The following is a 20,601-nucleotide window of genomic DNA, read 5'->3' as shown; positions in this document are numbered from 1 at the left end:
AGGCTGAGAACCGGGTCGGCAGCGCCGGTTTAAACGGCGGCGAGAATCACATGCGCCTGAATTTTGGCGGCAACCGCGCCACCGCCATGCCGCGCTTCAATCGCCGCGGCTGCGCAATCTGTCGCGGTGTCGAGCCCTCCCGGTGCTCTCGCCTCAATTTCCGTCCGAAGCACGGTTCCCTGACAATAAGCCATGGCCGGAATGCGTGGCGAAGAGGCGCGGCTCTGCGCGGTCACCGTCTCAATCGTCACGCGGGAAAAGCCGGCCTCCTCCAGCTCGCGGCGAATGAGTGCCGTGTCATGATAACCGTGCGGGGTACGGGCCATGAAGCGCGGCGGATCATCGGGGAACAGGCGCGCCAGGGCGTTCGTCACATCATCCGCGAAGTGATTTTCCTCAATGCGGTCCCATACATTGAATAAATAATGTCCGCCGGGCTTCAATACCCGCTTCGCCTCGCGATAGGCCGACAAGCGGTCATTAAAGAACATCGCGCCGAACTGGCAGAAAACGAGATCGAACACAGCGTTTTCAAAAGGCAATGTCTGGGCATCCACCTGCTGCCATTTTATGCGGCGATCCGACGCCTGTTGCGACGCCGCAAAATCGAGCATCGGCTGGTTGAGGTCGGTTACCACATAGTTTGCCGCGGGCAATAATCGGGGAGCCAATTCGCGCGTGACGGCGCCGGTGCCTGCGGCGATTTCCAGAATATCAATCGGCATCAAGGCCGCCGCCCGACGCGCCAGATCGGCGGCGAATGGCGCAAAAATCAGCGGCACCATATAGCGGTCGTAATTTTCCGGAATCGAACCCGCAAACACCTTGTCCGCTTCCAACATGGCTTTCACCCCGGGAACAGCTGATGACGGGGTGACTTTAGCACATATTCGGGACGTTCGGAATTCACGCGGTCCTGCGGAGCGTCGAAGCATCCGCCTGAACGGACTTGCCGATATCAGCCATATCGCGCGTGACGGCGATTGTCTCGGGACTTAATTTTATGGGAAGAGAAATGGCGCACCCGAAGAGATTCGAACTCCTGACCCCCAGATTCGTAGTCTGGTGCTCTATCCAGCTGAGCTACGGGTGCGTGCCGTTCCGGTCGTTTCCGGTGGCGTGGCGATCCTCTAAAACGTCCTCATTCCGAATGCAAGCGATTTCGCTTCGAAATTGTCATTTTTCCGCAGCAATTCATGTATCACATTGATTTTATTGGAAATTCCATGAGGATCATTTTCCACGGGCCAGATACCCTGTCCGTTTGGGCGGGAAGAATGATTGCGCGAGCCGGCTGCAAAGCAGCTTTTTCAGGCGGTTCTGGCCGCCTGTACGGAGGCGGCGCGGTCGGCGATCTCGATACGGAACTGCGTGCCGGGACCGGGCTTTTCGACGAGCGCGATCGTGCCTCCATGGGCAAGCACAAGTTCGCGGGCAATGACCAGCCCGAGGCCCGTGCCGCCGGAGCGAGCCGAACCCCTGAAAGCGGAAAACAGGTTCTCCTTGGCCTTGCGCGGCATGCCCGGCCCATTGTCGTCGATGACGATGCTGACGACGCTGCCGGACCTCTGGGCCGAGATGGAGAGATGCCGAAGCGCGGCATTCGCGGTATCCGATTGCAGGGCCTGAACGGCATTGCGACAGAGATTGTGGATGACCCGGAAAAGCTGCTCGGAATCCGCATCGACCGTGAGGTCGGATGGCACGCTGTCCTGAAACTCGATGCCGCTATCCGGATCGAGCGCCAGAATATCGCGCACATCCCGCACCAGGAGGCTCAACTGCACCATCTTGCGTTTCGGCGCGCCTTCAGTCGCCTGGCCATAGGCCAAAACCTCGCCGGTATAGGCCACGGCGCGGTCGATGGTGCGCAGCAGTTTCGGCGCAAAGCTCCTAACCATCGGATCCTTGGCATCCACCAGACGGTCCGACATGAGTTGCGCGGAAGACAGGATGTTGCGCATGTCGTGATTGATCTTCGAGACCGCGAGGCCGAGATCCACGAGGTTCTTCTGCTGGCGCAGGGTTTTCTGCAGTTCGGTCTGCATGTCGGCGAGGTGGCGGCCCGCAACCGCGAGTTCGTCTGCCCCCTGCTCGGGAACGAAAATCCGCTCGGGATTGCCCGGATCCTCCGAGAAGTTCTGCATGCCGAGCGTCAGCCGGCGTATCGGCCGGATCATGATGCGGTTGATGGAAATGAAGATCAGGCCTGCGGTGATCAGCGACAGGACGATGGAAATCAGGAAAACGTTGCGGGCATAGGCAAGCATTGCCGCCCGCAGCTTGTTTTCGCCGAGCACCAGTTCGATGATCGTGTCGCTGTCGCCGACGACATCGAAAACGCGGATGACGCGGTTGCCGCCGAACAGCAGGGTCGAAAAGGCGTCCCGCACCGCCGCCACCTGCGAAACGTCGGAAAGATCATATTGCTCATCGACACCCGGCGGCGTTTCCGCCACGGCGAGCAGGCGTGAGGTGCCGTCCTTGCGCAGCGCGATAAGCTTCGCCCCGGTTGCCATCAGCGTGTCGTTCTGCACGCTTCGCGGCAGTTCGGCCTGCAGGCCGTCGATAACAGCGCCGGCGGCCGCAGCCGTGTTCAGACGGTCGCGCAACCATGAAAGACGCATATTGGCGACGGAAGGCACGAAGATCAGCACTTCGGCGATCATCACGAAGATGACCGTGAGCAGCAGCAGCCGTCCCGAAAGACCGGCGGTCAATCCCGGCATGCAATGCACCGGATCGTCTTGCGTGCGGTCCAAGCTGTCTACGCCTTTAGAAAACACCGGGCCATGATCCTGTATGCGCGCCGCTGCTTGCGTGGAACGGCTCGGTTTATATGCAGCGATGATAATAGGACCTAATGGATATTTTTCCAATGCGCTGCAAAATAAAGGTTTTCATCGCCGGAAAAACAAACGCCGCCCAGCAGGGGCGACGTTCGAAGATGATTCGGTTTGAAGCGGACCGCTGGTCGCCTAGAATTCCTGCCAGTCGCCATGCGCGGGTGCTGCCGCAGGCTGGGCGTTAAGCGCGCGGCTAACACTGTTCATCAATTTGCGGGCCGGAGACGCCACCGCCGGCGTCCTGCCGGAGACTGCCACCGGTCCGGCGGAGACCGTCATCGGCCTCGCGGGCTGCTCGATGCGGGGGCTGCGCTGCACATTCTCCGCGCCGACGTTGAAGCGCGCCACGAGCGTCACGAGATGGTCTGCCTCGCTGCTCAGCTTATGGGTTGCGGCCGAGGTCTCCTCCACCATGGCGGCGTTGCGCTGCGTTACCTGGTCCATCTGGTTGATGGCGGTATTCACCTCGTGCAGTCCGGTGGACTGTTCCCTGGCGGCCGTGGCGATCGAATGGATGTGCTCGTTGATTGCCAGAACGCGGGTCTCGATCTCGCTCAGTGCGCCGCCGGTTCTCTGCACCAGCGATACGCCACGCCCGACCTCCTCGCCGGATTTGGTGATCAGCGCCTTGATGTCCTTCGCGGCCGTTGCGGATCGTTGCGCAAGTTCTCGCACTTCCTGAGCGACGACGGCAAAGCCCTTGCCCGCTTCACCCGCACGGGCGGCTTCCACGCCGGCATTCAGCGCCAGCAGGTTCGTCTGGAAGGCGATTTCGTCGATGACATTGATGATCTGGCTGATTTCGCGCGAGGCGTGCTCGATGCGATCCATGGCGGACACGGCATCGCGCACGACATTGGCGGACTCTTCCGTCTTCTGCTTCGTTTCGGCGACCATGGCGCTGGCTTCCTGCGCACGGTCGGTCGAGTTGCGAACAACGGCGGTAATCTCATCCAGAGCGGCGGAGGTTTCCTCCAGCGCCGCCGCCTGCTGTTCCGTCCGCTTCGACAGATCATCGGCCGCCGAGCGCAATTCGTTCGCGTTGCCGCTGATGCCTTCCGTGCTGCCACGCACTTCCCGCATTGTCTCGCGCAGCTTCGTCAGCGTCTGGTTGACGTTCCCCTGGAGTTCGGCGAAGACGCCGCGGAACTCGCCATCCATTCTCTCCGTCAGATCGCCCCGCGCAAGACCTTCGATGACGCGGCTGGTCTCGGATACGCCATTATGGACGCCGGTGAGGAGCGAATTGATCGTCGCGGCGAAACGATTGAGGTTGTCGTCGCCATAATCCTTGTTGATGCGGCGGCTGAAGTCGCCCTGGGCCGCAGCGTCGACGACGATGGCCATGCCGGCCTGCAGATCGTCGCTCTTGGCGCGCATGGCGGCTTCCTGCGCATTCATGCGGCGCACTTCGCTGCCGTTTTTCTTGAAGACCTCGACGGCCGCAGCCATTTCGCCGATTTCGTCGTTGCGGCCGAGATAGGGGATGTCCGCGTCGAGATTTCCATCGGCCACGGCATTCATCACCTGCGAAACCCTGCGGATGGGTGCGCTAAGCTGCCGTGTTCCGATGTAGAGACCGAAAGCGGCTCCCGCGCCGACACCGGCAACCGTCACCGCGACGATCACCCAGAATATGGCGGTGCTGAAAGAATCGACTCCCGCCTTCACGACTTCAAGTTCGGCAAGGTCGTTTTTCACGACACCATCGATCTCCGCCTGATAGGCCTTGCGGTTGGCGCGGTTCGCCTCGTTATTGCCCTGCTGGCTGGCCGCCTGCGGCCCGTTTTCCTTCGCCAGTCGCACGGTCTCCAGACGGAAAGTGCGGAATTCCTTGGACCGGCCGACAAGCTTGTCGAAACTCGCCTGCTGTTCCGCCGGCACGAGCGGCGCCCAGCTGGCAATGAGCTTTTCCATGGCGTCGAGGTTTTTGACCATGCCGTCGGCAAAGGGGGTGGCTGCCGCCACATCGGCTGCCGCGTAGACACCGCGTGCCTCCATGACGACTGCCGTTACCAGACGGTTGAGCGCCTCGCCCTTGTAAGCCCTCTCGGCGGTTTCCTCGAAATGATGCGACCGAACCCGGAATTCGTTGATCGCATAGATGGACAGCCCGCCAATGGTACAGGCCACAAGGCTCATCAGCCCGACAAGAAGATTGATACGACCGCGAATTCTCAACTTCGTTCCCCCAACAAAAACCAGCCGCGCGATGAAAATGGGAAGCTGGCATAACTTTTCGCGTCACAAGATTTATCAATGCTGCGTTAAGAAAGAATTTCAGATTTTATCGATTGCGCGCCGGAATCGGCCTCTATCGGCAGTCGGCGAAGGAGATGACGGTGCGTTTTCCGTAAAAGGTGAAGCGCGAAAACCCCTTCGGCAATTGACTTTGCTCGGCCTATGCCCTTATAAGCCGCGCACGCTCGGCCATTGAAAGCTCGCCCAGGCGGGGTTAGCCGTGCAAAAAACGAAACGCTCTTGCAAATTATTGCAAATTCAAGAAGGGCCGCACACCGCGGTATTAAATAAATGTCGAAGCGTACTTACCAACCGTCCAAGCTTGTCCGCAAGCGTCGCCATGGCTTCCGCGCCCGTATGGCTACCGCAGGCGGCCGCAAGGTTCTCGCAGCCCGCCGTGCGCGCGGCCGCGCTCGTCTTTCGGCTTAATTGCCGCCTCTGTGACCCGGTGAAAGTCGCGGGCACATGAGTAAGACAGGAAAACTGCCCGGCCGGCTTAAAAACCGGTCGGATTTCCTTGCCGTTCAGGCAGGAGAAAAACGGCGGGGAGGCACCTTTCTTCTGGAAGTGCTTGACCGGAAAGCCCCGGAAACCGAGCCTCGCGTCGGTTTTACCGTAACGAAAAGACAAGGCAACGCGGTCGAGCGAAATCGCATGCGCCGCCGTCTCAAGGAAGCCGTCAGGCTTTCTGCCGGATTCGCAATGAAGCCCGGTCATGACTATGTGATTGTCGCCCGCAGGGACGTGCTCGATACGGCCTTCCCGAAACTTCAGTCTCTCCTTAACGAGCGAATTGAAGGAACGGCGAAACCGAAACGGTCCCAGGAGACCCGCTCCAGGAAAGAATGATGGAAAAGAACCGTAATTACTTCATCGCGATAGCCCTTTCGGTTGTCATCGTCCTCGCCTGGCAATTCCTTTACATGAATCCGCGTATCGAGCAGCAGCGCCGCGCCGAAGAGGCCCGCCAGGCGCAGCAGCAGACGACGCAGCAACAGCAGCCGGCGCCGGGCGCCGCACCAGGTGCTGCCGTTGAAGGCGCACCGCCCGCCTCCTCACCGCAGACTGCCGCCACGGCGACCCGCGAAGAGTCGATTGCAAGAACCCAGCGCGTGGCCATCGACACCAACGCCATCGCCGGCTCGATCAACCTGACCGGCGCGCGTTTCGATGACATCCGGCTCAAGGGCTACCATGAGACCGTCGATGACTCGAGCCCGATCATCACGCTGTTTTCGCCCTCCGACACCAAGGACGGCTACTTTACCGAACTCGGTTACGTTGCGGCACAGGAAGTCGGCGGCGTTCCCGGCCCGACCACCGTGTGGACGCTGGCAAGCGGCGACAAGCTGACGGAAGCCAGCCCGGTCACCCTCACCTATACCAATTCCAAGGGCGTGATTTTCTCCCGCACGGTTTCGATCGATGAGCATTACATGATCTCGGTCGCCGACAAGGTGGAAAACCCCGGACAGGCGGCGATCTCCTTTGCCACCTATGGCCGTGTGACGCGCAACAACAAGCCCGCAATTCCCCCGGTCTTCGTCATCCATGAAGGTTTCCTCGGCGTTTCGGGCAAAGACGGCAGCCTGACGGAAGAAAAGTACAAGGACGTCGAAGAAGCACCGGTAACGGTTGCCAAGGCGACCGGCGGCTGGCTCGGCATCACCGACAAATATTGGGCCGCGGCCATCGTTCCGCCGCAGACGACGCCGTTCGAAACCCGTTATTCGCACATCACCGGCAATCAGCCGAGCTATCAGGCCGATTTCAAGAGCGACCCGCTGACGGTCGAGCCCGGCCAGTCGATCGAGCTGAAGAGCCTCGTTTTCGCTGGCGCCAAGGAAGTGCCGCTGGTCGATCGTTACGAGACGACTTACGCCATTCCGAAGTTCGACCTTCTGATCGACTGGGGCTGGTTCTACTTCATCACCAAGCCGATGTTCAAACTGATGGATTTCTTCTTCCGTTATTTTGGTAATTTCGGTGTGGCGATCCTGCTCACCACCATCGTCGTCAAGGCGCTCTTCTTCCCGCTCGCCAGCAAGCAATATGCTTCCATGGCGAACATGAAGCGCGTGCAGCCGAAGATGGAAGAGTTGAAGGCCAAGCATGGCGATGACCGCATGGCCATGCAGCAGGCGATGATGCAGCTCTACAAGGAAGAGAAGATCAATCCTGTTGCCGGCTGCTGGCCGATGCTTTTGCAGATCCCGGTCTTCTTCGCGCTCTACAAGGTCATCTACGTCACCATCGAAATGCGGCATGCACCGTTCTTCGGCTGGATTCACGACCTTTCCGCGCCGGATCCGACGTCGCTGTTCAATCTCTTCGGCCTTCTGCCCTATGATGTTCCGCACTTCCTGATGATCGGTGTCTGGCCGCTTGTCATGGGCATCACCATGTTCCTGCAGATGCGCATGAACCCGACGCCGCCCGATCCGACGCAGGCGATGATCTTCAACTGGATGCCGCTGATCTTCACCTTCATGCTGGCCTCCTTCCCGGCCGGTCTGGTCATCTACTGGGCATGGAACAATACGCTCTCCATCACCCAGCAGGCCGTCATCATGAAGCGCCAGGGCGCCAAGATCGAGCTGTTCGATAACATCAAAGGACTGTTCAAGCGAAAGCCGGTGCAATCGAAATGAGTGAGACCGGCACGGCAACCGAAAAGCCCCTGTTCGGGCGACCCTGGATTTTCATTCGCGGCGTTCCCGCGATGAAATTCCTGCCGCCCGAAGGCCCGCCGGAGATTGCCTTCGCCGGTCGTTCGAATGTCGGCAAGTCCTCGCTCATCAATGCGCTGGTGGGCCATAAAGGGCTCGCCCGCACATCCAATACGCCCGGACGCACGCAGGAACTCAACTATTTCGTTCCGGATGGTTATTCCGGCGAAGCGGGCGATCTGCCTCCGATGGCGCTGGTCGACATGCCCGGTTATGGTTATGCGCAGGCCCCCAAGGATCAGGTCGACGCCTGGACCAAGCTCGTCTTCGATTATCTGCGCGGCCGTGCGACCCTGAAGCGCGTTTACGTGCTGATCGATTCCCGTCACGGCGTGAAAAAGAACGACGAGGAGGTTCTGACCCTGCTCGACAAGGCGGCCGTTTCCTATCAGATCGTGCTGACGAAGACGGACAAGATCAAGGATGCCGGCGTTCCGCGTCTGATCGGCGAAACGCTGGAGAAAATCCGCAAGCGTCCCGCCGCCTATCCGGAAGTTCTCGCCACATCCTCGGAAAAATCACTCGGGCTGGATAGCCTGCGGGCCGAGATCGTCAGAACGATCTCTCTTTGAGAGGCACGCCTCTCAGGCGATGGTGAAAAGCAGAACGGCGGTCCAGAGCGTCGCCGTCAACGCCAGTAGGCGCCAGAAGCGCACGGAATGCCAGACCTCCGAAAGCATGGCTGCGAACATGCTGCCACCCCGCAGCGGCTGGCCCCTGAAAGGCAGGCCGGAGCGGCTTGGGTCCCGCTCCAGCAGCGCGGCGACGGTCGCGTTTTCGCGATATTCGGTTTCCGCCAGATTGTCCCGCCAGCGCCTGACCATGGCCGCGAACTGGCGGTCGCGTTTGACGCGCTTGGCAAGCTCCGCCATGCTTTCCGGCGGCAGGGCACCCAGCACATATTCGCCCGCAAGGACTTCATCCCGCAAACCGCTTTGCTTGTCTCGATCGGGTGCCGTCATGTGGTCTCTCGCTCCTCGGTCGTTCAGGTCAGCATCGCTCCCGCGGCGCGCGACATCCCATATCGCCCTGAATTAACCCCTCCCCTTTCCCCTGCAAGGCTGGTCCCATTGGGCCTTTATGTCAATCGCATTACAGCGTTGGGACAGCCAAAAAAAAGAAATTTGACCGCTGCCGACACAATAAGGCCAGGAGGTTATTTCATCCGTCAAAGACTTGCTTTAGAGCGGTGACAGGCTTTCAACGGCCGCAACCACAGACCGAGGTTTTTAGATGACGTCTTCCGAAAGCGAAACTCAGGCGCGGCTGCTCGCACAGGCTCTGCCTTTCATGCAGAAATACGAGAACAAGACCATCGTGGTGAAATATGGCGGCCACGCCATGGGGGATTCCACGCTCGGCAAGGCTTTCGCGGAAGACATCGCCCTTTTGAAGCAATCGGGCATTAACCCCATCGTCGTGCATGGCGGCGGCCCGCAGATCGGCGCGATGCTGACCAAGATGGGCATCGAATCGAAATTCGAGGGCGGCCTGCGCGTCACCGACGCCAAGACGGTCGAGATCGTCGAAATGGTTCTGGCCGGCTCGATCAACAAGGAAATCGTCGCCCTCATCAACCAGACGGGCGAATGGGCCATCGGCCTGTGCGGCAAGGACGGCAACATGGTCTTCGCCGAAAAGGCGAAAAAGACCGTCATCGATCCCGACAGCAATATCGAACGTGTGCTCGATCTCGGCTTCGTCGGCGAAGTCACCGAAGTCGACCGCACCCTGCTCGACCTGCTCGCCAAGTCGGAAATGATCCCGGTCATCGCTCCGGTCGCGCCTGGCCGCGATGGCGCCACCTACAATATCAACGCCGATACCTTCGCCGGCGCGATTGCGGGTGCGCTTCACGCCTCGCGTCTGCTGTTTCTCACCGACGTTCCCGGCGTTCTCGACAAGAACAAGGAACTCATCAAGGAACTCACCGTCTCGCAGGCGCGTGCGCTCATCAAGGACGGCACGATTTCCGGCGGTATGATCCCGAAGGTCGAGACCTGCATCGACGCCATCAAGGCCGGTGTTCAGGGCGTGGTGATCCTCAACGGCAAGACGCCCCACTCCGTCCTTCTGGAAATCTTCACGGAAGGCGCCGGCACGCTCATCGTGCCCTGATAGGCTTCATGTGGCGGACGGCAAGCCTGTCCGCCACGACAGGCATTCAGCCGAATGCCAGCAGCGACAGCACGCCCACGACAATCAGCAGGCAGCCGGAAAGTTCGAGCCGGTTGATCTTCTCCTTGAAGAAAAGCACGGTCGAGGCGAAGGCGAAAAGCATCTCCACCTGCGCCAATGCCTTCACCACGGCGGCCTGCTGCAGGGTCATCGCCGTGAACCAGCCAAACGAGGCCGTAGCGCCAACGAAACCGACCGCAAGCGACGGTTTCCACACCCTGGCGATCCGCCGCAACTCTTCCCGCTCGCGCCAGACGATCCACAGGAACATCGAAACCGTCTGCATGACGATGACGACAACGAGGGTAAAGCCCGCCTGCATCATCGCGTCCGGAGCGGGAAGGCTCGGCGCAAGCGCAAGCGACGCCGATCGATAGGCGACCGACGACAGGCCGAAGAAAGCGCCCGAGGCAAGGCCGATACCCGCCGTCCGGCTGAAGATCGAGGTGAAGAAGGAAGCGGGCGTGACTTCCGTGCGCGCCACCGAAATCAGCATGACGCCGGCGACCGAGATGGCGATGGCCGCCAATGTGCCGCCATTGACGCTTTCCCCGATGAAGATAAGCGCGAACAGTGCCGCCTGCGCCGGTTCTGTGCGGGAATAGGCCGTTCCAACCGCGAAGTTGCGAAACGAGAACAGGTGCACCAGCAGGAAGGTGGCGGCAATCTGCGCCATGGCGCCGACCGTCGCCCACACGGCAAAGGACGTGTTGGGCACCGGCAGAGGGCGACCGAGCCCGAAATGCAGGAAAGCAAGATAGGCGAGAGCGAAAGGCATGCCGAACACGAAGCGCACGAAGGTTGCGCCCGTGGTGCCCATCATGCCCTTGAGGTGCTTCTGCAGGGTCGAGCGCAGGTTCTGCAAGAACGCGCTTGCGAAAGTGATGCCTATCCAGAGTTCCATGGCTTTGGCGGTATCATGGGCCGGAGGCCGCAGCCAAGCCCGATTTTCTGATCAATCGTCGTCTTTTCGATTTTCTTCGGCCTTCGAAACGGGCATAAAGCAGGCCATGGACACAAAGCCGAAAAACCTGCCCGAAGCCGCCGATTTCGACCATGTGAGCGAATGGGTCTTCGATCTCGACAACACGCTCTATCCGCATCACATCAATCTGTTTTCGCAGATCGACCGTAACATGACGGCCTATGTGGCGGAGCTTCTGAAGCTCGATCCCGACGAGGCCCGGGCACTGCAGAAGCGCTATTATCATGACCATGGCACGACGCTTCAGGGGCTGATGATCCATTACGGCATCAGCCCGGACGAGTTTCTGGAACGCGCCCATGCCATCGATTATTCGGCGCTGAAACCGCATCCGGAACTCGGTGAGGCAATCAAGGCTTTGCCGGGCCGCAAATTCATCCTTACCAACGGCAGCGTCAAACATGCGCAGGCCGCCGCCGGTGCGCTCGGCATTCTCGATCATTTCGAGGATATTTTCGATATCGTCGCCGCGGGCTATCTGCCGAAACCGGCCAGCGCGACCTATGAGAAGTTCGCGGCGCTTGCGAAACTCGACACGCAAAAAGCCGCCATGTTCGAGGATTTGCCGCGCAATCTCGCGGCGCCCAAGGCACTTGGCATGAAGACCGTTCTGCTCGTCCCCGCCAATCTCGAGGGCATCATCATGGAACGCTGGGAAATCCCCGCCGCCACGGATGCGCATATCGACTACATCACCGACGACCTGACCGGTTTCCTGACGAAAACCATCGCAGGCTGAGCAGCGAACATTACCGAAGCTTCATCCACCTTACTGATGTTTAAGTGGTGAGGCGAATTGGACGTCACTATCTTCTCTTCAGGGACACCAAAGAAAGGTAATGACGATGACCACACGAAAAATCGCCCTGTCTGCTCTTGGCGCAGCCCTTTTGATCGGCACGGCCGCGACGGCAAGCTTTGCCGCCCCGCCCGCTCCGGGCAAAGGCCATGGCGAGCGCATGCCGATCCGCCAGGAAGCGGCCTTCGTTCACCTGCTGAAGGTGGCTGACACCAACAAGGACGGCAAGATTTCCAAGGAGGAATTCGCCGCCCGTCAGGACACGCTCTTCACAGAGATCGACAAGGACAAGGACGGCTCGATCACGCCGAAGGAAATGCGTGAGTATCGCCAGGCGAAGATGGAAGCTTTCCGCGCCGCCAATCCCCGTCCCGAGCGTGAGGACGCCAAAGCCGAAGACGGCAAAGGCCCCGAGGGCAAACGCGCCGAAAGACATGCCGAGCGCGAACATGGCGGCCGTTTCGGCCATCAGGGCTGGGGCAAGCATGGCGGCAAGGGCGCAGGTTTCGCGCTGATCCGCTGGGCCGATACCGACGAGAACGGTCAGGTCAGCAAGGCCGAGTTCACCGCCGCCGGCGAAAAGATGTTCGAACGGCTGGACAAGAACAAGGACGGCGTCATCTCCATCGACGACATGCCGGACCGCCCGTTCCTTTAACCCGCTCAAGAAAAAGCCCGCTCAAAAGCGGGCTTTTTTCTTCAATGCAGGCTGACGGTCTGGAGATCGTCTTCGGCAGCCTTGAAAAACGTACTGGACCGGTTGTCCGTCAGGAGGATCGGCGTACCATCTGCACCGAACAGCGCCCAAAGGTCCAATTGCGGATCGAGATCGGGCGCTTCCGGGAAACAGCGGCTGACGTCTTCCGCGCGGATCTTGCGGATATATCCCACCTCTCCTTCGCCGATATGGGCGAGCTGGGATTGGGTGAGACGCGCATGCGCTTCTTTCAACAGCATATTTCAGCCTCCTTCTTCACGCCGAGCGATTCGTGTCGGATTCCGGCGTTCACGTTCTACTCTGAGACGGAAATATTAATTTTCTTCACCACGTTTGAAATTTCCGGCCGCACCAGGTCGATGGAAAGAAGGCCGTTGCGCAGGCGCGCTTCCCTGACCTGCATGCCATCGGCAAGCACGAAAACCCGCTGGAACTGGCGCGCCGCGATGCCGCGATAGAGAAAATCGCGTTTCTCCTGTTCCTGCTGGCGTCCGCGAATGACGAGCTGATTATCGGCCGTCGTCACATCCAGATCGTCCTGCGAAAAACCGGCAACCGCGATGGTGATGCGCAGGCGTTCCGGCACGTCTTCCCCACCGGGCAGGCGCTCAATGTTGTAGGGAGGATAGCCGTCATTGGCCTTCGCCATGCGCTCCAGCGTTTTTTCCATGGCATCAAAACCCAGCAGAAGCGGGTGGGTGAATGGCGTCATGCGGCTCATGTCTCTTTTGTCCTTGCAACCAAGCGACGTTTCGCGGTCCCGCTTCCGGCAACCTCGCCGGTTAATCGCACCGGCCCCTGCAATATGGGAAGCACAACCGCAATACGCAAGACGCGGCGACGAGCAAAGGGGACACCGGGGAATGAGGCTTGACAAGTGAGCATCCGCAGCTCGAAAAAAGCGCTCATCTCAACGGCGGGCAAGACATGGCAGAACGCAGAAAAATCATTATCGACACCGATCCTGGCCAGGACGACGCGGCGGCAATCATGCTCGCCTTCGCAAGCCCGGAGGAAATCGACATTCTCGGATTGTGCGCCGTCGCCGGCAACGTTCCGCTGAAGCTGACCAGCCGCAACATCCGCATCATCAGCGAATTGTGCGGCCGCACCGATATTCCCGTCTATGAGGGCGCCGAGAAGCCGCTGGTGCGCAAGCCCATCACCGCCGAGCACGTTCACGGCAGCACCGGCCTCGACGGCCCGGTTCTCGATGAGCCGACCATGGAAGCGCAAAAGCAGCACGCGGTCGATTTCATCATCGAAACGCTGATGCGGGAACCCTCAGGCACCGTAACGCTCTGCACGCTCGGCGCGCTGACCAATGTGGCGCTGGCGCTCCTGAAGGCGCCTGAGATCGCCGACCGCGTCAAGGAACTGGTGATGATGGGCGGCGGCTTCTTCGAGGGCGGCAACATCACGCCCGCGGCGGAATTCAACATCTATGTCGATCCGCAGGCCGCCGATATCGTCTTCCGCTCCGGCATGCCGATCGTCATGATGCCGCTCGACGTCACCCATCAGTTGCTGACGACCAAGGCTCGGGTCAGCCGCATTCGCGACATTGGCACACGGCCGGCCATCGCCATGGCGGAAATGCTGGAATTCTTCGAACGTTTCGACATCGAAAAATATGGCTCGGATGGCGGCCCGCTGCATGATCCGACCGTCATTGCCTATCTCGTCAAACCCGAACTGTTTCAGGGTCGCGAGTGCAATGTCGAAATCGAGGTCCATTCGGAACTCACCATGGGCATGACCGTGGTGGACTGGTGGAATGTTACCGAACGGCCCGCCAATGCCCGCGTGATGCGCAATGTGGATGCCGACGGTTTCTTCGAATTGCTGACGGAACGTTTCGCCCGTCTGTGACGGAAGCGGACATGAAAAAGGGCCGCTGGCGATACCAGCGGCCCTTTTCATTTGAGGCGGAAATGGCGCGTCAGAACTCCGTCCAGTCATCCTGCGCCAAAGCGTTTGCACCGTTGGTTCTCGGGCGGGCGCGGGGGTTAGCGGCACGTGCAGGTGCGTGCGCCTGCGCCGGAGCGGCGGGTGCGCGCATTGCCGCCGCCGTGGCGCGCAACTGCTGGCTGGAATGGTCGCCGGAGACGGAGAAGCCGGCAACGAGCGATTTCAGCGTTTCAGCTTCGCTGTTCAGCGTTACGCTGGCCGCCGTGGTTTCCTCCACCATCGCCGCATTCTGCTGGGTAACCTGGTCCATCTGCGTGACGGCGGAATTGATCTCCTTGAGGCCGACCGCCTGTTCGCTGGCGGAAGCGGAAATCTGCCGTATCAGCTGGTTGATCTGCAGGACCTGATCGGCGATCTTTTTCATCGTCTCACCGGCCTTGCCGACCAGCTGGACGCCCTCGCCCACCTGCATGGCCGAGGTGTTGATGAGGCCCTTGATCTCCTTGGCGGCGGTGGCGGACCGCTGCGCCAGTTCGCGGACTTCCTGGGCGACGACGGCAAAGCCCTTGCCGGCATCACCGGCACGCGCGGCTTCCACGCCCGCATTCAGCGCCAGAAGGTTGGTCTGGAAGGCGATCTCGTCGATAACCCCGATGATGCGCGAGATTTCGGCCGAGGATTGCGCGATGCCTTCCATGGAGCTCACGGCCTGCTGCACGACCTCACCCGACTTGCCCGCGTCGTCGCAGGCATGGCTGACGGCTCCGGCCGCCTCTGCGGCGTTTTCCGCGCTGGAATTGACCTGCGCGGTCAGCTCATTGAGGGCGGCGGCGGTTTCTTCCAGGCTTGCGGCCTGCTGTTCCGTGCGGTGCGAAAGATCGCTGGCGGCGCGGGTGATCTCACCTGTGCCGTTGCCGATGCTGACGACGGTTGCGTTGACGGTGGAAACCGTTTCCTCGAGGCTCGCAAGCGCCGAGTTGAAGTCCTCGCGCAGCTTCGCATATTCGCCGGGGAACTCGTCCTCGATACGGTAGGTGAGATTGCCCTGCGAAAGCGCATTGAGGCCAGCACCCAGCACGCCGACAATGTGCTGCTGCATGCGGCTGTTTTCAGTACGCTCGGATTCCGAGCGCTGGCGCGCCGTTTCCGCATGGCCACGCTGGGCCTCGGCTTCGGCCTCCATCTCGCGGATGCCGGCAAGCTTTGCGCGGAAACCTTCAAGCGCGGTAGCAACGGCGCCCGTCTCATCCCGGCGCTCCTGTCCGGAAACCGGCACATCATAGCGACCGTCGCTCAGCGTTCTGACGTCGGAAACCAGCGAGGCGAGCGGATTGCGGACGAAATGACGCACGGCGAAATAAAGCGCGGTGATGACGGCGGCGAGAATGACGATCGCGCCGATGATCATCATGTAGGTCTGCTCCTGAACCGGTGCGTTCAGGGCCTGATGGGGAATATCCACCAGCACCACCCAGGTCGCGTTGAGGCCCGGAACGGCGAAGGGATAGACGAGACGGTTATAGGGCGCGTCCGTATCGAGGCCGAGATTTTCGATGAGGCCCTGCTTGCCGGAGGTGATCGCCGCCTGAACGGTGCTTGCACCGTCTCCGTCATAGGCTTTCATGTTCTGCGCGGGCGTCGGCGGCACCAGCCACTGGCCGCCCTGCGAAACGAGCGTCACGCGGCCGGTCTCGAAAGGATGCAGCGCCTGCAGCTTCTGCGACAGCGAGGCCAGCGAGATATCGACACCCGCCACGCCGATCATCTTGCCGTCCGACATGACCGGATAGGCAAGCGAGGTCATGGTTGTGGGTACTTCCGTGCCTTCTGCGAGATAGGGCTGGGTGATAGCGCCCTTGCCGGATTTGGAAGCGAGCGCATACCATTCCGCCGCATAGTCATTCTTGAAGGTCGAGAACTGGATGTCGCCCTTCTGGGTCTTCGACCAATAAGGCGCAAACGCACCGTTTTCATTGGTGCCGAGATCGAGCCTGCCCGCAATCTCCTTGCTCTGCCCGTCAAAGAGGCCGAGCTGCTCGCAGAACCAGCTTCCGAAAGCAAAGGCATTCTGCTCGACATTGGCCTTGAGGATGTTGACGATGCCGGGGCGATCCATCGATTTCGCCTGATGCGCACGGCCGATGACGCCGGCCATGGAGCGCGCGGCGCTGCCGAGCTCACCAACATCGGCGGCGATGACATTGGCGATGGCGCGCGCTTCGGTATTGGCCTGATCCATGGTCAGCGCATGCACGCGCTCACTCGTCTGGGAAATGAGGAAGGAATTCGATGCAACGAGAACCGTGGTGATGGCGCAGCCGGTTACGAGGATCAGCTTGGTCGCAAGCGACTTCACTTGGAAATTGAACATTTTGGCCTCGATCAAATCGCCCGCCCGAAAAGGCTGACGTCAACGGATGATAAATCTCCGTCATGGAGGCCCGTCCGCAGGGGACAGTGCGCTGCAGCGCGACGGGGCAAAATTAGAAGAAGATTGCTAATTAAGCCCTAAAATTACTTCGTCGCGCCAAGCATAATCAGTGTTCGTAGTGGGCCGAGATGATTTTCCATGCATCGTCGGCCGTTTCGGCGAAATGCAGAAGATTCATATCTTCAGGCGCGATGGTGCCGAAATCCGCCAGGAATTCGAAATTGATCACCGATCGCCAGAATTTCTCTCCGAACAGGATGAGTGGAATGGGCTCCATGCGCTTCGTCTGGATGAGCGTCAAGGCCTCGAAAAGTTCGTCCAGCGTGCCGAAACCGCCGGGGAAGATCACCACCGCTTTCGCCCGCATCAGGAAATGCATCTTGCGAATGGCGAAATAGTGGAAGTTGAAGCTCAGCTCCGGCGTCACATAGGGGTTCGGCGCCTGCTCGTGCGGCAGGACGATGTTGAGGCCGATGGACGGGCCGCCGGCATCGGCAGCGCCGCGATTGCCCGCTTCCATGACACCGGGACCGCCGCCGGTGACCACGACATATTCGAGGTGATCGGACTTCGCGGCATATTCGGTGCAAAGCCGCGCGAACTTGCGCGCCTCGTCATAATAAACCGAGGATTGCTCCAGATTGCGCTTCTGCGTCTCGTTGCGCGCCGCCCAGGCTTCGCCGCCGGGTTCGGGAATGCGGGCGCCGCCGAACATGACGACGGTGGATTTGATACCGCGCTCGGCCAGCGCCATCTCCGTCTTCAGCAGTTCCAGTTGAAGCCTGACGGGGCGCAATTCCTCGCGGCAGAGAAAATCCATGTCCACATAGGCGAGGCGATAGGACGGGGAATCCGACTGCGGTGTTTTTTGAACGACCTCGGCCTGCTGCTTGTCCACGGCACTGCGCTTCAACGGGTCCCATACCCCGTCCTTGCGCCGCAACTTGCCGTTTTTCAGTCGTGTCATTTCCATGCCTTTCGTCTGACGCGCCAAATCACCCAAATCACATTGACGCCTTTCCAACACTCCCTTAGATCAAATGACCAAAGCCTTCCAGCGGCGCGGGACCATCCGTGACCACGAACACCACGCGACTTTAAGGAATTTTCCATGAGCCTTACGGATCTCACCTCTCTCGAAACCATCATCGAAACCGCCTTCGACAACCGCGATGGTGTGAACGTATCGACGAAGGGCGAGGTTCGCGACGCCGTGGACACATCTCTTCAACTTCTCGATAGCGGCAAGGCACGCGTGGCCGAAAAGCAGGCGGACGGCAGCTGGAAGGTGAACCAATGGCTGAAAAAGGCCGTGCTGCTCTCCTTCCGCCTGAACGACATGGAAATCGTCACCGGCGGACCGGGCGAATCCACCTGGTGGGACAAGGTGCCGTCGAAGTTCGAAAACTGGGGTGAAAACCAGTTCCGCGCCGCCGGTTTCCGCGCCGTGCCGAACGCCGTGGTGCGCCGCTCCGCCTATGTCGCCAAGAACGTCGTGTTGATGCCCTCCTTCGTCAATCTCGGCGCCTATGTCGATGAAGGCACGATGGTCGACACCTGGGCGACTGTCGGCTCCTGCGCACAGATCGGCAAGAATGTGCACCTCTCCGGCGGCGTCGGCATCGGCGGCGTTCTGGAGCCCTTGCAGGCGGGCCCGACGATCATCGAGGACAATTGCTTCATCGGCGCCCGTTCGGAAGTCGTGGAAGGCTGCATCGTGCGTGAAGGCGCGGTTCTCGGCATGGGCGTCTTCATCGGCAAGTCCACCAAGATCGTCGACCGCGCCACCGGCGAGATCACCTATGGCGAAGTGCCGCCCTATTCCGTCGTCGTTGCCGGCACCATGCCGGGCAAGCCTTTCCCGAATGGCGAACCGGGCCCGAGCCTCTATTGCGCCGTCATCGTCAAGCGCGTCGATGAAAAGACCCGCTCCAAGACCGGCATCAATGAGCTTCTGCGCGACTGATATAAAGCGACTGCCATGACCACGACCGATCCCGTTGCCAATCTCGCCGCCCTCATCCGTTGCCCTTCGGTGACGCCTGCGGAAGGCGGCGCGCTTTCCCTGCTCGACACCCTGCTTTCGCCGCTTGGTTTCCAGGTGGACAGGATGGTGGCGAGCGAGGCGGGAACGCCTGACGTGGAGAACCTTTACGCCCGTCTCGGCACCGAGGGTCCGCATCTGATGTTTGCGGGCCATACGGATGTCGTTCCGGTGGGCGATGAGGCCGCATGGAGCCATCCGCCCTTTGCGGCCGAAATCGCCGGCGGCGAAATGTTCGGTCGCGGTGCAGTGGACATGAAGGGCGGCATCGCCTGTTTCGTTGCCGCCATTGCCCGCCATATCGAAAAACACGGCAAGCCGCAGGGCTCCGTCTCTTTCCTGATTACAGGCGATGAGGAAGGCCCGTCGATCAACGGCACCTCCAAGCTGCTGGAATGGGCGGCCGCCAAGGGCGAGACATGGGACGCCTGCGTGGTTGGCGAGCCGACCAATCCCGACCAGCTTGGCGACATGATCAAGATCGGCCGCCGGGGATCGCTTTCCGGCCGCATCACGGTCCATGGCGTGCAGGGACATGCCGCCTATCCGCATCTCGCCGACAATCCCATTCGCGGTCTGCTGCAATTGACCCATGCGCTGATGCATCCGCCCTTCGATCATGGCACCGACAATTTCCAGCCCTCCAATCTGGAAGTAACGACCGTCGATACCGGCAACGCCGCCACCAATGTGATCCCGGCGCGGGCAACGGCCTCCTTCAACATCCGTTTCAACGATACGTGGACTGCAGAGAGCCTGCGCGCGGAAATCATCCGCCGCCTCGATGCCGCCGCGGCGGAAGGCGAACTTCGCCCCGACCGTGCACCGGTGAAGTACGATATCGTCTGGGCCGACCGCCCGGCCCATGTCTTTCTTACCCGGAACAATGCCCTCATCTCGTCGCTTTCCGGCGCGGTGGAGGCCGTGACGGGTAAGGAACCGAAGCTTTCGACCACCGGCGGCACCTCGGATGCGCGTTTCATCAAGGATTATTGCCCGGTGGTGGAATTCGGCCTCGTCGGACAGACCATGCATATGGTCGATGAGCGTGTGGCCGTTGCCGATCTCGAGACGCTGACGCGCATTTACGAGACCTTTATCGAACGCTGGTTCGCCCATGCCGACGGCAAGTGAAATAAGGCTTTATCTGACGGGCCTTTGGCTTCTGCTGCTCGGCGACCATAATGGCGCGCGTTATCTGGACCTCTCCGAACGCGGCATGTGGCGGTCCTTCTATTCCGCCCTCTGGTGCCTGCCGGCCATGCTGGTTTCATGGCTGTGGCTGCGCGCCGCCTTCCTCGCCAGCTATCCGCCCGGCACCGGAACGGGCTTCATCTTCTTCTTCCGTCTGGCGATGGTCGAGGCCATCTGCTGGATCGTGCCGCTGCTGTTGATCGGCATGCTGCTGTTTGCCTTCGGCGCACGGGAAAAATTCGCGCCGCTCGTCACCACCATGAACTGGCTGTCGCTGCCATTTTCCTATGCCTATGCGGTTCTGATCCTGATCGCATTCTTCCTGCCGCCCTTGCAGGGGCTGATCGCCATTCTCTGGCTGGCGCTGCTTCTGTCGCTGGTCTTTGCCTTCTCGCGAATTGTGCGGTTCTTCATCCGCGACCAGTCGCTGCTCGTCTCGGCCATCGTCATGACGCTGCTGGTGCCCGGCATGCTTCTGTCGGAAGCGCTGCAGCGTTTTCTCGGCGTTTATCCGGCCTGAGAAGC

General features: G+C 60.4%; 20 protein-coding genes and 1 tRNA gene. 11 read left to right on the top strand and 10 right to left on the bottom strand.

The genetic code is table 11. The features are described from left to right. Positions 1-29: 29 nt before the first annotated feature. The 4 genes from O3W47_RS17875 to O3W47_RS17860 all read right to left on the bottom strand — a co-directional run bounded on the left by O3W47_RS17875 (position 30) and on the right by O3W47_RS17860 (position 5,027). Positions 30-842 carry a class I SAM-dependent methyltransferase gene (locus tag O3W47_RS17875; protein WP_269314855.1) on the bottom strand — a complete coding sequence of 271 codons (813 nt, stop codon included), beginning with the start codon at positions 840-842 and terminating at the stop codon, positions 30-32. Positions 843-1,016: 174 nt separating this feature from the next. Then, positions 1,017-1,093: transfer RNA gene (locus tag O3W47_RS17870), tRNA-Arg, on the bottom strand. Between the two features lie 217 nt (positions 1,094-1,310). Next, positions 1,311-2,729 carry an ATP-binding protein gene (locus O3W47_RS17865; RefSeq protein WP_162935999.1) on the bottom strand — a complete coding sequence of 473 codons (1,419 nt, stop codon included), beginning with the start codon at positions 2,727-2,729 and terminating at the stop codon, positions 1,311-1,313. Between the two features lie 249 nt (positions 2,730-2,978). Continuing rightward, positions 2,979-5,027, bottom strand: coding sequence for a methyl-accepting chemotaxis protein (locus O3W47_RS17860; protein WP_269314284.1), 2,049 nt, complete (start codon positions 5,025-5,027; stop codon positions 2,979-2,981). A 351-nt stretch (positions 5,028-5,378) separates the two neighbouring features. On the opposite strand from O3W47_RS17860, the gene rpmH reads away from it, so the two are divergent. From rpmH to yihA, 4 genes are read left to right on the top strand one after another with little or no spacing between them, the layout of a single operon-like run. Further along, the gene (gene rpmH, locus O3W47_RS17855; RefSeq protein WP_003493611.1) at positions 5,379-5,516 is read left to right on the top strand and encodes a 50S ribosomal protein L34; all 138 of its coding nucleotides are present in this window, start codon (positions 5,379-5,381) and stop codon (positions 5,514-5,516) included. 36 nt (positions 5,517-5,552) lie between these two features. Then, positions 5,553-5,936: a ribonuclease P protein component gene (gene rnpA, locus O3W47_RS17850; protein ID WP_003520031.1), complete on the top strand. Its 384-nt coding sequence runs from the start codon at positions 5,553-5,555 to the stop codon at positions 5,934-5,936. Further along, on the top strand, positions 5,936-7,738 hold the full coding sequence (gene yidC / locus O3W47_RS17845; protein ID WP_269314282.1) for a membrane protein insertase YidC: 1,803 nt from the start codon (positions 5,936-5,938) through the stop codon (positions 7,736-7,738). The genes rnpA and yidC overlap by 1 nt, the downstream gene beginning before the upstream one ends. Further along, positions 7,735-8,388, top strand: coding sequence for a ribosome biogenesis GTP-binding protein YihA/YsxC (gene yihA / locus O3W47_RS17840; RefSeq protein ID WP_080818032.1), 654 nt, complete (start codon positions 7,735-7,737; stop codon positions 8,386-8,388). Before yidC ends, yihA begins: the two co-directional genes overlap by 4 nt. 12 nt (positions 8,389-8,400) lie before the next feature. Here the strand turns inward: yihA and O3W47_RS17835 are convergent, their stop codons facing one another. Continuing rightward, positions 8,401-8,778, bottom strand: coding sequence for a hypothetical protein (locus O3W47_RS17835; protein WP_020812283.1), 378 nt, complete (start codon positions 8,776-8,778; stop codon positions 8,401-8,403). 271 nt (positions 8,779-9,049) lie between these two features. Here O3W47_RS17835 and argB point away from each other — a divergent pair, with 271 nt between their 5' ends. Next, positions 9,050-9,934: an acetylglutamate kinase gene (gene argB, locus O3W47_RS17830; RefSeq protein WP_003503698.1), complete on the top strand. Its 885-nt coding sequence runs from the start codon at positions 9,050-9,052 to the stop codon at positions 9,932-9,934. Positions 9,935-9,980: 46 nt separating this feature from the next. Here the strand turns inward: argB and O3W47_RS17825 are convergent, their stop codons facing one another. After that, a complete protein-coding gene (locus O3W47_RS17825) occupies positions 9,981-10,898 on the bottom strand; it encodes a DMT family transporter (RefSeq protein ID WP_031234346.1) in 918 nt (305 codons plus the stop codon). 106 nt (positions 10,899-11,004) lie between these two features. Between O3W47_RS17825 and O3W47_RS17820 the strand changes: the two genes are divergently transcribed. Further along, a complete protein-coding gene (locus O3W47_RS17820; protein ID WP_269314281.1) occupies positions 11,005-11,718 on the top strand; it encodes a pyrimidine 5'-nucleotidase in 714 nt (237 codons plus the stop codon). 100 nt (positions 11,719-11,818) lie between these two features. Next, the gene (locus tag O3W47_RS17815) at positions 11,819-12,436 is read left to right on the top strand and encodes an EF-hand domain-containing protein (protein WP_080818037.1); all 618 of its coding nucleotides are present in this window, start codon (positions 11,819-11,821) and stop codon (positions 12,434-12,436) included. A gap of 41 nt (positions 12,437-12,477) precedes the next feature. On the opposite strand, the gene O3W47_RS17810 is transcribed toward O3W47_RS17815, so the two are convergent. After that, positions 12,478-12,735, bottom strand: coding sequence for a DUF1150 family protein (locus tag O3W47_RS17810; RefSeq protein WP_003520040.1), 258 nt, complete (start codon positions 12,733-12,735; stop codon positions 12,478-12,480). A gap of 56 nt (positions 12,736-12,791) precedes the next feature. After that, the gene (locus O3W47_RS17805; RefSeq protein WP_010970852.1) at positions 12,792-13,217 is read right to left on the bottom strand and encodes an Hsp20 family protein; all 426 of its coding nucleotides are present in this window, start codon (positions 13,215-13,217) and stop codon (positions 12,792-12,794) included. 206 nt (positions 13,218-13,423) lie between these two features. On the opposite strand from O3W47_RS17805, the gene O3W47_RS17800 reads away from it, so the two are divergent. Then, on the top strand, positions 13,424-14,368 hold the full coding sequence (locus tag O3W47_RS17800) for a nucleoside hydrolase (protein WP_080818038.1): 945 nt from the start codon (positions 13,424-13,426) through the stop codon (positions 14,366-14,368). A gap of 70 nt (positions 14,369-14,438) precedes the next feature. Here O3W47_RS17800 and O3W47_RS17795 read toward each other — a convergent pair whose 3' ends face one another. Further along, positions 14,439-16,778, bottom strand: coding sequence for a methyl-accepting chemotaxis protein (locus O3W47_RS17795; RefSeq protein ID WP_269314280.1), 2,340 nt, complete (start codon positions 16,776-16,778; stop codon positions 14,439-14,441). A gap of 166 nt (positions 16,779-16,944) precedes the next feature. Further along, the gene (locus O3W47_RS17790) at positions 16,945-17,811 is read right to left on the bottom strand and encodes an LOG family protein (RefSeq protein WP_442864623.1); all 867 of its coding nucleotides are present in this window, start codon (positions 17,809-17,811) and stop codon (positions 16,945-16,947) included. Positions 17,812-17,949: 138 nt separating this feature from the next. On the opposite strand from O3W47_RS17790, the gene dapD reads away from it, so the two are divergent. Genes dapD through O3W47_RS17775 form a run of 3 tightly spaced genes read left to right on the top strand, consistent with a single transcriptional unit; the run spans position 17,950 to position 20,596 of the window. After that, entirely contained in the window at positions 17,950-18,804 is an 855-nt protein-coding gene (gene dapD / locus O3W47_RS17785; RefSeq protein WP_003520045.1) for a 2,3,4,5-tetrahydropyridine-2,6-dicarboxylate N-succinyltransferase, read from the top strand. Between the two features lie 15 nt (positions 18,805-18,819). Beyond that, positions 18,820-20,016, top strand: coding sequence for a succinyl-diaminopimelate desuccinylase (gene dapE / locus O3W47_RS17780; protein WP_127756779.1), 1,197 nt, complete (start codon positions 18,820-18,822; stop codon positions 20,014-20,016). Continuing rightward, the gene (locus tag O3W47_RS17775) at positions 20,000-20,596 is read left to right on the top strand and encodes a hypothetical protein (protein WP_003520047.1); all 597 of its coding nucleotides are present in this window, start codon (positions 20,000-20,002) and stop codon (positions 20,594-20,596) included. Before dapE ends, O3W47_RS17775 begins: the two co-directional genes overlap by 17 nt. Positions 20,597-20,601: the final 5 nt, after the last annotated feature.

Source organism: Agrobacterium sp. LMR679 (assembly GCF_027157905.1).
Taxonomy (GTDB): domain Bacteria; phylum Pseudomonadota; class Alphaproteobacteria; order Rhizobiales; family Rhizobiaceae; genus Agrobacterium; species Agrobacterium leguminum.
This window is presented reverse-complemented; position numbering and strand designations above follow the sequence as displayed.

Excerpts from the sequence above, each read along its gene's own strand:
- O3W47_RS17875 (WP_269314855.1), bottom strand. The coding sequence starts at position 842 with ATGTTGGAAGCGGACAAGGTGTTTGCGGGTTCGATTCCGGAAAATTAC.
- O3W47_RS17865 (WP_162935999.1), bottom strand. The coding sequence starts at position 2,729 with ATGCCGGGATTGACCGCCGGTCTTTCGGGACGGCTGCTGCTGCTCACG.
- rpmH (WP_003493611.1), top strand. The coding sequence starts at position 5,379 with ATGTCGAAGCGTACTTACCAACCGTCCAAGCTTGTCCGCAAGCGTCGC.
- rnpA (WP_003520031.1), top strand. The coding sequence starts at position 5,553 with ATGAGTAAGACAGGAAAACTGCCCGGCCGGCTTAAAAACCGGTCGGAT.
- yidC (WP_269314282.1), top strand. The coding sequence starts at position 5,936 with ATGGAAAAGAACCGTAATTACTTCATCGCGATAGCCCTTTCGGTTGTC.
- yihA (WP_080818032.1), top strand. The coding sequence starts at position 7,735 with ATGAGTGAGACCGGCACGGCAACCGAAAAGCCCCTGTTCGGGCGACCC.
- O3W47_RS17835 (WP_020812283.1), bottom strand. The coding sequence starts at position 8,778 with ATGACGGCACCCGATCGAGACAAGCAAAGCGGTTTGCGGGATGAAGTC.
- argB (WP_003503698.1), top strand. The coding sequence starts at position 9,050 with ATGACGTCTTCCGAAAGCGAAACTCAGGCGCGGCTGCTCGCACAGGCT.
- O3W47_RS17825 (WP_031234346.1), bottom strand. The coding sequence starts at position 10,898 with ATGGAACTCTGGATAGGCATCACTTTCGCAAGCGCGTTCTTGCAGAAC.
- O3W47_RS17820 (WP_269314281.1), top strand. The coding sequence starts at position 11,005 with ATGGACACAAAGCCGAAAAACCTGCCCGAAGCCGCCGATTTCGACCAT.
- O3W47_RS17815 (WP_080818037.1), top strand. The coding sequence starts at position 11,819 with ATGACGATGACCACACGAAAAATCGCCCTGTCTGCTCTTGGCGCAGCC.
- O3W47_RS17810 (WP_003520040.1), bottom strand. The coding sequence starts at position 12,735 with ATGCTGTTGAAAGAAGCGCATGCGCGTCTCACCCAATCCCAGCTCGCC.
- O3W47_RS17805 (WP_010970852.1), bottom strand. The coding sequence starts at position 13,217 with ATGAGCCGCATGACGCCATTCACCCACCCGCTTCTGCTGGGTTTTGAT.
- O3W47_RS17800 (WP_080818038.1), top strand. The coding sequence starts at position 13,424 with ATGGCAGAACGCAGAAAAATCATTATCGACACCGATCCTGGCCAGGAC.
- O3W47_RS17795 (WP_269314280.1), bottom strand. The coding sequence starts at position 16,778 with ATGTTCAATTTCCAAGTGAAGTCGCTTGCGACCAAGCTGATCCTCGTA.
- O3W47_RS17790 (WP_442864623.1), bottom strand. The coding sequence starts at position 17,811 with ATGGAAATGACACGACTGAAAAACGGCAAGTTGCGGCGCAAGGACGGG.
- dapD (WP_003520045.1), top strand. The coding sequence starts at position 17,950 with ATGAGCCTTACGGATCTCACCTCTCTCGAAACCATCATCGAAACCGCC.
- dapE (WP_127756779.1), top strand. The coding sequence starts at position 18,820 with ATGACCACGACCGATCCCGTTGCCAATCTCGCCGCCCTCATCCGTTGC.
- O3W47_RS17775 (WP_003520047.1), top strand. The coding sequence starts at position 20,000 with ATGCCGACGGCAAGTGAAATAAGGCTTTATCTGACGGGCCTTTGGCTT.